Raw genomic sequence first — 13,745 nt, 5'->3', positions numbered from 1 at the left:
ACAAAATGACAACCCAAAACTTCCTAGTAGAAATCGGCACAGAAGAGCTGCCACCAAAAGCTCTCAAAACATTAGCGACCTCTTTTGCGGATAACGTTGAGGCGGAATTGAACCAAGCAGGTTTAACCTTCGACAAAATCGAATGGTTTGCGGCACCACGTCGTTTAGCGGTGAAAGTGTTGAACTTAACCACACAGCAACCGAGTAAAGAAATCGAAAAACGCGGGCCAGCAGTATCTGCAGCCTTTGATGCAGAAGGTAAACCAACTAAAGCGGCAGAAGGTTGGGCGCGCGGTTGTGGTATTACCGTTGAGCAAGCAGAACGCATTGCGACTGATAAAGGCGAATGGCTCGTTCATCGTGCAAAAATTGAGGGTCAGCCGACCAAAAACTTGCTGAACGATATTGTGGCAAATGCATTGGAAAAATTGCCAATTCCAAAACCAATGCGTTGGGCTGACAAAACCGTGCAGTTTATTCGTCCAGTTCACACCGTGACTATGTTGTTAGGTGATGAGTTAATTGAAGGCGAAATTTTAGGTGTGGCAAGTGCTCGCACTATTCGCGGCCACCGTTTCTTGGGCGAGAAAGAATTTGAAATTCAACACGCAGACCAATATCCGCAATTATTACGTGAAAAAGGTTCTGTAGTAGCAGATTTCAACGAGCGTAAAGCAGAAATTCTTGCAAAATCTCAAGCAAAAGCAACCGCACTTGGCGGTGTGGCTGATATTGAAGAAAGCTTGCTTGAAGAAGTGACTTCATTGGTGGAATATCCAAATGTTTTAGCGGCAAAATTTGAAGAACGTTTCTTAGCAGTACCTGCGGAAGCCTTGGTCTACACCATGAAAGGCGACCAAAAATATTTCCCAATTTATGACAAAGACGGCAAATTATTACCGCACTTTATTTTTGTCTCAAACATCAACCCAGAAGATCCAACCGCGATTATCGAAGGGAACGAAAAAGTGGTTCGCCCACGTTTAACCGATGCGGAATTCTTCTTCAAAACCGACTTAAAACAAAAACTGGTTGATCGTTTACCGCGTTTAGAAACCGTGTTGTTCCAACAACAATTGGGTACATTGAAAGACAAAACTGACCGTATTGAGCAACTAGCAGGCGAAATTGCAAAACAAATCGGTGCAGACGAAGCAAAAGCAAAACGTGCGGGTTTACTGTCAAAATGTGACTTGATGACCAACATGGTATTTGAATTCACTGACACCCAAGGCGTAATGGGTATGCATTATGCTCGTCATGATGGTGAAGATGAAGAAGTTGCAGTCGCATTAAATGAGCAATATATGCCACGCTTTGCGGGTGATGAATTACCAAAATCTTTAGTGGCAAGTGCGGTTGCTTTAGCGGATAAATTTGACACCTTAACGGGTATTTTCGGCATCGGCCAAGCACCGAAAGGCAGCGCAGACCCATTTGCATTGCGTCGTGCGGCATTAGGTGCATTGCGTATTATCGTTGAGAAAAACTTACCATTGGATTTAGAAGATTTAGTGAAAAAATCAGCCGCACTTTTCGGTGATAAACTCACGAATCAAAATGTGGTTGCTGATGTGGTGGACTTCATGCTCGGTCGTTTCCGTGCGTGGTATCAAGATGAAGGCATTGCGGTGGATGTAATTCAATCGGTATTAGCTCGTCGTCCAACTCGCCCTGCTGATTTTGATGCACGTGTGCGTGCGGTATCACACTTCCGTACTTTAGATTCAGCGGAAGCGTTAGCGGCAGCAAATAAACGTGTAAGTAACATCTTAGCAAAAGCAGATGCTGCAATCGGTGAGATCAATTTGACCGCTTGTGTAGAGCCAGCAGAAAAAGCTCTTGCTGAATCAGTACTTGCATTACGCACTGAAGTACAACCGCTTATCGCACAAGGCGATTACACCGCAGTATTAGATAAATTAGCGAACTTACGAGCACCAGTAGATAGCTTCTTTGATAACGTAATGGTAAATGCTGAAGATCCAGCATTACGCCAAAACCGCTTAGCAATTTTAAATACGTTACAAGGCTTGTTCTTACAAGTGGCGGATATTTCAGTGCTTCAATAATGATAAAAGGGATGATTGATTTTTCATCAATCATCTCTTCTTTTATAGACTTCAAGTGATTATTTCTCTATAATCACCGCGATTTTCCCCCCTTAGCTCAGTCGGTTAGAGCAGGCGACTCATAATCGCTTGGTCACTGGTTCAAGTCCGGTAGGGGGGACCATTTTCCCTTTCTATACCCTTTAAATTTCCTTGGATTAATTTATTTTATTAATATTTATTACTTTAATTTTCAAATCCTATTTCTTTGAATAACTCTCATTAGAAATAATCGGTAATAATTTCTGGAAAATACTGTGTTAACTAAAAACATCATTTATAAGGGACCTAATACTAACATGACATGAAAAATCCATAGAATCTCTATTGATATTCCTTTCATAATGGTGTTAAATCACTCATATATTGTGAGGTTATATCTTATTTAAATTATGTGTCAATTACTCGGAATGAATTGTAATACGCCGACGGATATTGTCTTTTCTTTTGAAGGTTTTCGTCGTCGTGCTGGTTTAACTGATTGTCATTCAGATGGCTTTGGAATCGCTTTTTTTGAAGGGCGTGGAGTGCGTATTTTTCGCGACAATCAAGCTGCTAGCCTTTCCCCCATCGCTGATTGTGTGAAGCAATATAAAATCAAGTCTCTGAATGTCATTGCACATATTCGTAAGGCGACTCAGGGTGAAGTGAATATTGAAAATACTCACCCATTTATTCGTGAAATTTGGGGGCAGAACTGGGTTTTTGCGCATAATGGTAATTTGAAAAACCTACCAGATATGACAGAACATTTTTTGCAGCCAATAGGTTCTACAGATTCTGAAGCTGCTTTTTGTTATATGGCAGAATATCTTAAAAATACTTTTCGTAAAAAACCGAGTGAAATAGAAATTTTTGAGGCTATTCAAAAAGTAACAAAAGAGCTTGCTCAACACGGCACATTTAATTTTATTCTTTCTAATGGTGAGTGGATGATAGCCCATTGTTCAACGAATTTACATTATGTCATGCGACAAGCGCCTTTTGGTAAAGCACACAGAATTGATGATGATGGTGTTATTGATTTTAGTGATTATGCAAAGGAAGGCGATAAAGTGAATATCATTACAACCTTTCCATTAACCAAAGATGAAAATTGGACAAAAATGGAAAATGGTGGATTTGTATTTTTCAAGAACGGGGACAAAATTGCTGAAGTGGTAGGTACTCCGAAAGAAGCGATTGATGATGGTACCTTAGGTAATCGAGTAGCTTAATTAAATCTAGCCAAAGAAAAGTGCGGTTAAACTCAAAGAGAATTAACCGCACTTTTTTATTGAAGCGTAAAACTAATTGGCACATTTAACCCAGAAGGGAATCCTGAAGGTCTTGCACCGACCGGTCTTGCGCTGTTAACTGCTTCTAATGCTGCATTATCTAGGCTTTCATCACCTGATGATTGAGTAACGCGAGCACCACTTAGTGAGCCATCAGGGCCTACATTGAAGGATACGCTGACTTTACCTTGCTTACGCATCATTTTTGCGCGAGTAGGGTAACGTTTATGACGTTCAATTTCACGACGAATTGCGGAGCGATAGGCTGCCATTTCGCTCGTGTCGGTTCCACTACCTGCTACTTGTGCATTGCTATTGGTGGCGCCAGTTGTAGTCGCTTTAGCATTCACGTTTGCACTTGAATCAATATTTTTATCACCTTTTGGTAGATCTTTATTGATTGGTTTTTCTTGTGGTTTAACGTCTTTTTTCGGTTTATCCTTTGGCTTTTCTTTAGGTTTTTCTTTTGGTTTTGGCTTTTCTTTTTCTGGTTCTTTGATTTTTTGTGGTTCAGGTTTCACTGTTGGATCTTCCACAACCTCTTGTTTTTCTGGTTCTGGCTCTTTTTGTACATTTTCTGGCTCAGGAGCAGGTTCTTCCATCACCATGCCTTGCACCATTTCCATGGAAATACTTGTGGATATTTCGCCTGGTGCGCTATTGGCGCTATCACTTGGCTTATTCCAACTCCATAAGATTAACCCTACAACAATGCTGTGCACGATCAAAGAAATAAGCAAACCTAATAGCGAACGTTTTGTTTGCTGCATAATTATTCCTTAAGGCGTCGTTGGCACAGATTGAGTGGGTGCAGATTCTTGAGGATTTTTACCCGCACTTTTACCCTTATCTTTCATAGAAACAATAGCTACATTTTTGATCTCATTTTTAGAGAGCATATCTGTAATGGTCACAAAATCTTGGAAAGAGGCTTCAGCATCAATTTTTAATGTGACTTTTTGATCTTTGTTCCATTGGGCAATTTCTGCTTCTAGGGCTTCTTGCGTAATAGGTCTATCATTGAAATAGAGTTGTTTATCCGCTGTCACAGTCAATAATTTAGCAAGCTCATCAGCTTTAAATGCAACGGCTGTACTGGCTTTAGGTACGTTAACTTGAATTTTACCTTGAGAGATAAAAGACGCAGTGATAAGTACTACAGCAAGTAACACCAACATAATATCAATGAAAGGGATAATGTTGATTTCATCGAATTTTTTCACGGACTATTCCTTATCTTTTTGTTCGTTTAACACTTTCCATTTCAAACGATTAACTTCAACTTTACGACCTAAACCGTTATAAAACACCATCGATGGAATAGCCACAAGAATACCTAATGCTGTCGCTTTTAATGCTAAAGATAAGTGCATCATAATGACGCCAGTGTCAATTTCGCCACCGCCATGACCGATTTGATAGAACGTTAATAAAATCCCGATAACTGTACCAAGCAAACCAACATATGGTGCATTTGCGCCAATGGTAGAAATAATGGTCATATTGCGATTTAAATCAATATCTAATGCGTGAATGGTGGAATAGTGTGCGACGTTTACCTTTCTTAAGAAAAGATAACGTTCAATTACCATGGCTAGCATAATAATGCTCATCAGTAATAATAAACCGATGATAAAGTAGTCACTGTACTGTTGTAAAAAATCAAAAAGCTGCATCATTTTTTTCTGTCCTTATTATTTGAGAAATATCTTGGGAATATAATTGAGAATGAATTTCAATCAAGGATAAATTCTAGCAAAGGCGGAATAACGCGTAAATATTGAACTGAAAAAAATAATGAATTTTTACCGCACTTTATATAGAAAAGTGCGGTAATTTTTGAAGGGTTATAGGGAACGAAGATAATCAACGATAACTTGATGATGTTCTGTTGTTTTGAATTTATCAAATACGTGAATAATTTTTCCGTTTTCATCAATTAAAAAACTAATTCGGTGAATACCATCGTAAGTTTTACCCATGAATTTTTTCTCACCCCATACACCAAATTTTTCTGCAATTCTGTGATCAGGATCGGAAAGTAGTGTGAAATTAAGGGCTTTTTTCTCAATAAATTGAGCTAATTTTTTCGGTGTGTCAGGGCTAATGCCAAGTACAACTAAACCTAATTCATCTAATTCTGATTTACTATCACGCAATCCGCATGCTTGCGTTGTACAGCCAGGCGTGAGTGCTTTCGGGTAAAAATAGACTAACACTTTTTTACCGCGAAAATCATTTAAAGAAACGGGTTGTTCTTGCTGATTTAATAACGTAAAAATGGGTGCTTGGCTACCAACGGATAATGGATTCATAAAAAACTCCTTTGATGAAAAAATATTTGCAAATTCAAGTCATTTTAGCGACTATAACGAGCTATACCAAATAATAAAATTAAAAAACCAACGGAGGTTCTATGTCAGCACAAAATCCTTTATTTTCAGGCAGTATTGTTGCACTTGTTACACCAATGAATAATTACGGCGAAGTAGATTTCGCTTGTTTAGAAAAATTGGTGGAATATCACATTAAGGCAGGCTCTAATGCGCTTGTTTCTGTGGGAACAACAGGTGAATCAGCAACATTAAGTATTGAAGAAAATGTAAAGGTTATTGAGAAGACGGTTGAATTTGCCAAAGGTCGTATTCCTGTGATTGCTGGCGCAGGCGCAAATGCGACGAGCGAAGCAATTACAATGACAAAATTATTACGCGATAGCGGCGTTGCGGGTTGTCTATCCGTTGTACCTTACTACAATAAACCAACCCAAGAAGGAATCTTCCAGCATTTTAAAGCCATTGCTGAATGTACAGATTTACCGCAAATTCTTTATAACGTACCAGGTCGTACCGGTAGCGATATGAAACCAGAAACGGTTGCTCGTTTATCGAAAATTAACAACATTGTTGGTATTAAAGAAGCAACTGGAGATATCAGTCGTGTCACCAAAATTAAAGAGCTAGCAGGCAAGGATTTCATCGTTTTAAGTGGTGATGATGCAACGAGTTTGGATGCGATGAAACTTGGTGCAGAAGGCGTGATTTCTGTAACGAATAATTTGGCACCAAAAGATATGGCTGATATGTGTCGCTATGCCCTTGCGGGAGATTTTGCTAAAGCCGAAGAAATTAATACTCGCTTAATGCGTTTACATCATGATCTCTTTATTGAATCAAACCCAATTCCTGTGAAATGGGCGGCTTATCGTTTAGGTTTAATTAAGTCAGCACATTTACGTTTGCCATTGACGGTGTTAAGCGAAGATGTTCAACCAAAAGTAGAAGAAGCACTGAAAATCGCAGGATTATTATAAAAATCATGGGTAAGTCATTACCCCTAAACTTTTTGCATTATAGGCTGTCGAAGTGCGGTCAAAATTCATAAAGTTTTCAATTTAGTTAAGGTTCAAATATGAAAAAAATAATGTTGAGTTTAGCGGCGGTTATCGTATTGTCTGGTTGTTATTCTGATCCTGAAGTGTTAAAAACTGCTAACGATTCTTTCCAGAAATCTGATGTATCTATCCCAGGATTTTTACCTTTAGCAACAGGTGGAGTAATGCTACCAAAAGCAGACGATACCTATGCATTACCTAATGTTGCAGTGAAAAAGGGAGAAAATATTGATATTCGTCCTCCATCAACACCGTTAGCGATTATTGAAAATTCATTAACACAATTCGATGGTGAACGAGCATTAATCGTGTATCCAGAACAGCAAGCAAGTGTCTATAACCTACAACAAGTTGAACGCTTATTAAAAGAAGACGGTATTTCATCAACGACGAATGGTGCGATTTTAACGACGGACTGGGCGCCAACAGGAAGAAGTGGTGATAAATCGGGCACTGAGATTAAATATCAAGTAGAACAAGTTATGGCTCAAGATGCGAGTGCACTAGCAGTATCTGTTTTACAAATGCGTCGTGATGGCGTGATTTTCACTCCAAGTGTATCCGATAAGCAACGTTATACGTCTGAACGCTTAAACCGCATTGTGTCTGCATTAACTTCTGCTTACAACAAACAGCAACAAGATTTATCTAGTGCTTCTGTGGGAGCGGTAGCTTCGCAAATTATTCAGGATTTGAATGGTCAAACTGCATTAGCGATGAATGTTAATTTTGGTCAAGCATGGGAAAAATTAGGTGGAGCTTTACCTAAAGTAGGTTTCGCGATCAAATCTGAAACTGCGGGTAAAGGTTATCGTGAATTAAAATATTCAGCATTAAACAAAGAAGATTGGTTGCGCATGGGAACTGAACTTCCAGAACTCGAAAACGGTACTTACCAAATGCAAATTTCTGATCATGGTAGACAAAGCTCCGTTGTCATTTCGGATGAAAAAGGCAAGGCATTGTCTGGTGATTCAGCCGCGAGAATTTACCAAGCAATTAGTAACTTGATTGCAAGATAAATAAAAGCTCAGCATTAGCTGAGCTTTTTCTTTAGAATAATCCTAATTTTTTCATTTGTTCAATGACGGGTTCGACTTGAATCTCTGTCATCAAATTTTTCCCTTTTAGTTTAGTTGCCCAAGGTAGTTCAGATGACGGTTTGCCAAATTCTTTTTGGGCATTTTCTTCATATACTGATACCACGTTATCTAAATTATTATAAGGTGCAGTACGCAAAGGATTGTGATAGGCATACAAGCCAATAACGGGTGTACCTTGTGTTGTCGCAATATGGGTAGGGCCAGAATCTGGCGAAAGCACCAAATCAACCTTAGAAATTAAAGCGGTAAGCTGTTTTAGGTTTGTTTTTCCTGCAATATTGGTTGGCGTGAAATGACAAAGTGCGGTAATTTTTTCGACTATTTCTAATTCACGTTTGGCTGGTGAACTGCAGAAAATTACATTGATATTATGCTGATGAGCAATATTGGCAACCTCTGCATAACGTTCGATCAGCCAATCTTTTTCGGCTTTGCTAGAACAAGGGGAAATTAATAAATTTTTACGAGAGAAATCAATAAATTGATCGGCAAATTTATAATCATCTTCTGAGATAGCTAATTCCCATTTCGGTTCTGATTTCGGTACGCCAATATATTCAGCGAAAGCCATAAATCCATCTAATACATGGGGCGATGAGGGATCGGTGATACGACGATTTACAAATAGCCATTGTCCTTCGCGAGAACGTTTTTTTCCAAATCCAATTTTGAATTTTGCTTTAATTCCTAAAGAAAGGATTGATGCACGAAATGCTGTTTGCATATTTAATAGCGCATCAAATTGTTTATTTTTCAGTTGTTTCCACAAAGACAATACACCTTTCCATCCCGCTTTTTTATCGTAAGGAATGAGCGAGACATTAGGAATACCTGAAAGCAAACCCATTTCGGTTTTGCCTACAATCCAAGTCACTTCTGTTTGGGGATAATATGCCTGAATGTGCTGAACCACCGCTAAGGCGTGGCAAACATCGCCTACAGCTGACAATCGGAGAATACAAAGGGATTTTGGAGCTTCGGTAAAAAGTGGCATTGACATTCCTTTCTCATTTAACTTGCGCCTATTTTAAAGTAGAATGAGTCCATTTTCTATTCATAACAACATTCCAATGCATCAATTCCAACAAGATAACCAATATTTTATCTTTAATTTTGACCGCACTTTTGAGCAAGCAACTGAGTTTTTCCAAGCGGAATTTTGGCAAAAACAAGAACGAGTAATAGGGAGTGCAAAAGGTCGAGGCACCACTTATTTCTTGCAAACGGAAGATTGGTTTGGCGTAAATTGTGCGTTGCGTCATTATTATCGCGGTGGGCTTTGGGGTAAACTGAACAGAGATCGTTATCGTTTTTCTGCTCTTGAAACTACCCGTAGTTTTGCAGAGTTTCATTTGTTGCAACGTTTGTATGAAGCGGATTTACCTGTGCCTAAACCGATTGCCGCACGTATTCAAAAAGGCAAGTTAGGTATTTGCTATCAAGCCGATATTTTGACCGAGAAAATCGAAAACTCGCAGGATTTAACCGCACTTTTACAAACACAAACATTGCCAAAAGAAACTTGGATGCAAATTGGTCGTTTGATTCGAAAATTACATGATTTACAGATTTGCCATACAGACTTGAATGCACATAATATTTTGCTTCAACAGACTGAACAAGGGCAAAAATGTTGGTTGATTGACTTTGATAAGTGCGGTGAAAAATCTGGAGATTTTTGGAAAGTGCAAAATCTGAATCGTTTAAAACGTTCCTTTGAAAAAGAAGTTGGACGAATGAATATTCAATTTACCGAGCAAAACTGGGCTGATTTAACGGCAGCTTATCATCAATAAAAGGATTGATTATGAAACAAAAAATCGTACTTGCTACAGGCAATAAAGGCAAAGTGAAAGAAATGGCTGATGTTTTATCTGATTTTGGTTTTGAAGTGATTGCACAAACAGATTTAGGTATTGAAAGCCCAGAAGAAACAGGATTAACTTTCGTTGAGAATGCGTTATTAAAAGCGCGCTATGCCTCAGAAAAATCAGGTTTACCTGCTATTGCAGATGATTCTGGCTTAGTGGTTTCCGCACTTAATGGCGCGCCAGGTCTGTATTCTGCACGTTATGCTGGAGAAGAGGGCAATGATGCTAAAAACCGTGAGAAATTATTGGCAGAGCTTGCTCATGTTACACAAGATAAACGCCAAGCCAAATTTGTGAGTTGTATCGTGTTTTTACAGCATCCAACGGATCCATCGCCAATTATTGCCGAAGGTGAGTGTCACGGTGTGATTGGTTTTGAAGAAAAAGGCGAAAATGGTTTTGGTTATGACAGTTTATTCTTTAGCCCAGAACAAGGTTGCACATTTGCTGAATTAGAAACAGTTGAGAAGAAAAAAATTTCTCATCGAGCAAGAGCGCTTAAGGTATTAAAAAGTAAGTTATAAGCTTAGTTGAACGTATGATGATAAAAGGCACGCATATTTTTTATATGCGTGCCTTTTTATATGGATTTTATCTATAGCGGAAAAGTAATATTATTCAGCATGTTCACTTAAAAATCCGCCACTTTGATGATTCCATAGTTTAGCGTACAGACCATTGCGCTCCAGTAATTCAGCATGGGTACCTTGTTCAACAATTTGTCCTTTATCAAGCACAATCAGGCGATCCATCGCTGCGATGGTGGATAAACGATGGGCAATGGCAATCACAGTTTTATTTTCCATCATCTTATCGAGACTTTCTTGTATCGCCACTTCCACTTCTGAATCCAGCGCACTTGTGGCTTCATCTAACAATAGAATTGGCGCATCTTTTAACATGACACGAGCAATAGCAATACGCTGACGCTGACCACCTGAAAGTTTTACACCTCGTTCACCCACATGGGCATCATACCCTTTTCTGCCTTGAGCATCAGTAAGAAATGGAATGAAATCAGCGGCTTCCGCCCGTTCAGCCGCTAAAATCATTTCTTCATCTGTGGCATTCGGGCGTCCATAAACAATATTGTCACGCACAGATCGATGTAGTAGCGAAGTGTCTTGAGTCACTAAACCGATTTGGCGGCGTAGGCTTTCTTGTTGCACATCTAGTACATTTTGCCCGTCAATGGTAATCGCGCCTTGTTGTGCTTCATAGAAACGAAGCAACAAGTTCACAATTGTCGATTTTCCTGCGCCAGAACGGCCGATCAGTCCGACTTTTTCACCTGGTTTGATGGTGAGATTGAAATGATTGAGCAATGGTTTTGTCGGATCATAAGCAAAGGTAATGTCGTTAAACTTAATTTCCCCTTGTGTCACTTGTAACGGTGATGCTTGTGGTTTATCCACAATAGTGTGAGGTTTGGTTAAGGTATTCATTCCGTCGTTTACGGTGCCGATATTCTCAAACAAACGGGCAGATTCCCACATAATCCAACGAGATAGCCCATTGACTCGTAATGCCATTGCCGTTGCCGTTGCTATTGCACCCACGCCAACTTGACCATTTTTCCATAAAATAATGCCGAGTACGGCTGTGCTCAGTGTAAGTAAAATATTAGCTGCATAGGTGAGCGTGTCCAGCGATGTGGCTAAGCGCATTTGGGCGTGCACTGTCACCATAAAATCTTCCATAGAACGCTTGGCATAAGCGGCCTCTCGCGAACCATGAGAGAATAATTTTACCGTGGCAATATTGGAATAAGCATCTGTAATACGTCCTGTCATTAATGAACGTGCGTCCGCCTGTCGTTGGGCCGTTTTTGATAATTTAGGAATGAGGGTTCGTAGGATAAAAACAAAAATCGTAATCCAAGCAATAAATGGCAGTAAGAACCAAGAATCTAATGCCGCGAGAACCAAGCCCGATGTAATAAAATATACGATGACATATACAAACATATCCGCAAGTGTGAGTACCGTATCACGAACAGCAAGTGCGGTTTGCATGACTTTGGCAGACACTCTGCCAGCAAATTCATCTTGATAAAAACTCAAACTTTGTCCAAGCATTAAACGATGAAAATTCCAACGTAATCGCATTGGAAATACGCCTTGTAAGGTTTGTAAACGTACGGTAGAAGCTAAAAATCCCCACACGATGCTAATAAGTAATAGAGCAGCCATGCCAATTAATAAATGGCCTTTTTCTTGCCATAATGTCTCAGGCGTGAATGTCCCTAACCAATCTACAAGTGTTCCCATAAATTGGAACAATACGGCTTCCATTACACCAGTACCAACCGTTAGCACTGTCAGTAAGAGAATCCAGCCTTTCATTCCTTCAATGCTAGACCAAATAAAGCGCAATAAGCCTTTTTTAGGTGTTGTTGGATTACCTTCTGGATAAGGATTTAAACGGTTTTCAAACCACGAAAAAATTTTGTTAAACATATCTTTTCCTTAAAAAGAAAAGGCAACAGATGTTGCCTTTCAAAAAACTTGGCGATTATAGCGTAAAAATTCTCCAATTTATAGGCTGGCAGATTTTCTGTATTGGCTTGGAGAAAGTTGGTAGTAATTCTTAAAGGCTTTACTAAAATGCGCCTCCGATTGATACCCCACCTCTAAAGCAATAGCAAGAACGGATTGTTGGGATTGCTTTAATAAAAACGCTGCCGATTGTAACCGCACTTGAGTAATAAAACGCCCTGGCGACATACCAAGTTGTTGTTGAAAAACACGAATAAAGTTTGCACGAGACATTGCAGAAAGATCGGCTAATTGTTCAATTCGCCAATCTTCTTGAGGACGTTGTAATATCGCACCTAGCACCGCATTTAATCGCTTATCTTGCAACGCGAGTAGCACACCGCCTGTAATTAAGTTCTCTTGAATCGCATGGCGTAAAATATAAATTAAAAGTACATTCGAGAGTGCATCGACGACTGATTTCGTGCCTGCATCGTTTTTTTGTGCTTCTTGTAGAAAAAGCTGAACCAAAGGATGAATCGGTGTATCGCATAAATTGAGATGCAAGTATTCAGGCATAGAAGCGGTGAGGAGAGCATCTTGCTGATAATAAAACGCCCCGCAGAACATTTTTAAATCTGGTGTGCCTTGCCCTACTTGATACAATTCAAATGCACCTTGCCAGCTTTTTTTCAATGACGCGTCCTTTGTTTTATCAGACGAATGACGCATAAAGTGCGGTTGATTTTGTGGAAGGAAAAAGATATCACCTTCCTTTAAATGAAATTGCTTTTGTCCGAGTGTAAGCCAGCATTCGCCTTGTTCAATAAGATGGAATACGCCTTTTCCTGCATCTTTTTCTTGATGGGCGATTTGCCATTCACCTTGAAATTCACAGCGAATATTAATTTCCCCACGCACTTGTGCTAAATGGGTGAGTTTATCTAAATAATCCATAATGAGATGTTAGCGATAAAAATTGAGATAAATAAGCAAGTATCATAATCCAATCCGCCTATAATTTGCCACACCAGTTCGTTATTAATTCAATATATTTAGGAGAACATTATGTTTGCAGATTGGAAAGAAGAAACATCACACGTTAAAAAATCATTTGGTGCGTTAGGTAAACAATATCCAAAAATGTTACAAGCTTACCAAGCATTAGGCGCAGCAGCGGCAGAAGGCAATGTGCTTGACGCTAAAACTCGTGAACTTATCGCATTAGCCGTTGCTGTAACAACTCGTTGTGAAAGCTGCATTAGCGTACACGCAGAAGAAGCTGTAAAAGCTGGTGCAAGCGAAGCTGAAGTGGCTGCAGCATTAGCAATGTCTATCGCATTAAATGCAGGCGCTGCTTATACTTATTCTTTACGTGCATTGGAAGCATATAACGTACAGAAAGGTTAATTACCCGTCATTCCATAGAGTTAAGTTGATTAAAGGAAAGGGAGTATTTTTAATACTCCCTTTGTTTTATCAACATTTTACTGCCTAATAAAATAAAAGCAT

Annotated in this window: 14 protein-coding genes and 1 tRNA gene; 8 read left to right on the top strand and 7 right to left on the bottom strand. The window is 39.3% G+C overall.

The annotated features are described in order from the left end of the window. Nucleotides 1–5 precede the first annotated feature (5 nt). From glyS to DV424_RS02205, 3 genes are all read left to right on the top strand, one after another. Nucleotides 6–2,072 (top strand): glycine--tRNA ligase subunit beta, encoded by a 2,067-nt coding sequence (gene glyS / locus DV424_RS02215; protein ID WP_118858918.1) that lies wholly within the window; start codon nt 6–8, stop codon nt 2,070–2,072. Nucleotides 2,073–2,158: 86 nt separating this feature from the next. Then, nucleotides 2,159–2,235 (top strand) — tRNA-Ile (locus DV424_RS02210). A gap of 268 nt (nt 2,236–2,503) precedes the next feature. Continuing rightward, nucleotides 2,504–3,328: a class II glutamine amidotransferase gene (locus DV424_RS02205; RefSeq protein WP_118858917.1), complete on the top strand. Its 825-nt coding sequence runs from the start codon at nt 2,504–2,506 to the stop codon at nt 3,326–3,328. 56 nt (nt 3,329–3,384) lie between these two features. On the opposite strand, the gene DV424_RS02200 is transcribed toward DV424_RS02205, so the two are convergent. From DV424_RS02200 to bcp, 4 genes are all read right to left on the bottom strand, one after another. Then, nucleotides 3,385–4,158 (bottom strand): energy transducer TonB, encoded by a 774-nt coding sequence (locus tag DV424_RS02200; RefSeq protein WP_114909532.1) that lies wholly within the window; start codon nt 4,156–4,158, stop codon nt 3,385–3,387. A gap of 9 nt (nt 4,159–4,167) precedes the next feature. Continuing rightward, nucleotides 4,168–4,611 carry a TonB system transport protein ExbD gene (gene exbD / locus DV424_RS02195; protein ID WP_114909533.1) on the bottom strand — a complete coding sequence of 148 codons (444 nt, stop codon included), beginning with the start codon at nt 4,609–4,611 and terminating at the stop codon, nt 4,168–4,170. A gap of 3 nt (nt 4,612–4,614) precedes the next feature. Next, nucleotides 4,615–5,067 (bottom strand): TonB-system energizer ExbB, encoded by a 453-nt coding sequence (gene exbB / locus DV424_RS02190; RefSeq protein WP_118788727.1) that lies wholly within the window; start codon nt 5,065–5,067, stop codon nt 4,615–4,617. A gap of 168 nt (nt 5,068–5,235) precedes the next feature. Continuing rightward, on the bottom strand, nt 5,236–5,703 hold the full coding sequence (gene bcp, locus DV424_RS02185) for a thioredoxin-dependent thiol peroxidase (protein ID WP_118858916.1): 468 nt from the start codon (nt 5,701–5,703) through the stop codon (nt 5,236–5,238). A gap of 101 nt (nt 5,704–5,804) precedes the next feature. On the opposite strand from bcp, the gene dapA reads away from it, so the two are divergent. Beyond that, complete coding sequence (gene dapA, locus DV424_RS02180) at nt 5,805–6,701, top strand: 4-hydroxy-tetrahydrodipicolinate synthase (protein ID WP_118858915.1); 897 nt, start codon at nt 5,805–5,807, stop codon at nt 6,699–6,701. Nucleotides 6,702–6,799: 98 nt separating this feature from the next. Further along, complete coding sequence (gene bamC / locus DV424_RS02175; RefSeq protein WP_118858914.1) at nt 6,800–7,804, top strand: outer membrane protein assembly factor BamC; 1,005 nt, start codon at nt 6,800–6,802, stop codon at nt 7,802–7,804. Between the two features lie 31 nt (nt 7,805–7,835). Here bamC and DV424_RS02170 read toward each other — a convergent pair whose 3' ends face one another. Beyond that, a complete protein-coding gene (locus DV424_RS02170; RefSeq protein ID WP_118858913.1) occupies nt 7,836–8,879 on the bottom strand; it encodes a glycosyltransferase family 9 protein in 1,044 nt (347 codons plus the stop codon). A 76-nt stretch (nt 8,880–8,955) separates the two neighbouring features. Here DV424_RS02170 and DV424_RS02165 point away from each other — a divergent pair, with 76 nt between their 5' ends. Further along, nucleotides 8,956–9,681 carry a 3-deoxy-D-manno-octulosonic acid kinase gene (locus DV424_RS02165; protein WP_118858912.1) on the top strand — a complete coding sequence of 242 codons (726 nt, stop codon included), beginning with the start codon at nt 8,956–8,958 and terminating at the stop codon, nt 9,679–9,681. Nucleotides 9,682–9,692: 11 nt separating this feature from the next. Beyond that, nucleotides 9,693–10,280 (top strand): RdgB/HAM1 family non-canonical purine NTP pyrophosphatase, encoded by a 588-nt coding sequence (rdgB, locus tag DV424_RS02160; RefSeq protein ID WP_053465651.1) that lies wholly within the window; start codon nt 9,693–9,695, stop codon nt 10,278–10,280. Nucleotides 10,281–10,370: 90 nt separating this feature from the next. Here rdgB and DV424_RS02155 read toward each other — a convergent pair whose 3' ends face one another. Together DV424_RS02155 and DV424_RS02150 are read right to left on the bottom strand one after the other, a co-directional pair. After that, the gene (locus DV424_RS02155; RefSeq protein WP_118858911.1) at nt 10,371–12,215 is read right to left on the bottom strand and encodes an ABC transporter ATP-binding protein; all 1,845 of its coding nucleotides are present in this window, start codon (nt 12,213–12,215) and stop codon (nt 10,371–10,373) included. 78 nt (nt 12,216–12,293) lie between these two features. Beyond that, nucleotides 12,294–13,190, bottom strand: a complete 897-nt coding sequence (locus DV424_RS02150; RefSeq protein WP_118858910.1) for a cupin domain-containing protein — start codon at nt 13,188–13,190, stop codon at nt 12,294–12,296. A gap of 111 nt (nt 13,191–13,301) precedes the next feature. Between DV424_RS02150 and DV424_RS02145 the strand changes: the two genes are divergently transcribed. Continuing rightward, nucleotides 13,302–13,643, top strand: a complete 342-nt coding sequence (locus DV424_RS02145; RefSeq protein WP_005627672.1) for a carboxymuconolactone decarboxylase family protein — start codon at nt 13,302–13,304, stop codon at nt 13,641–13,643. Nucleotides 13,644–13,745: the final 102 nt, after the last annotated feature.

Origin of the sequence: Haemophilus haemolyticus (genome assembly GCF_003493605.1) — a bacterium.
GTDB lineage: Bacteria > Pseudomonadota > Gammaproteobacteria > Enterobacterales > Pasteurellaceae > Haemophilus > Haemophilus haemolyticus_J.
Note: the sequence above shows the minus strand (reverse complement) of the source record. Positions and strands in the feature narration are given on the sequence as shown.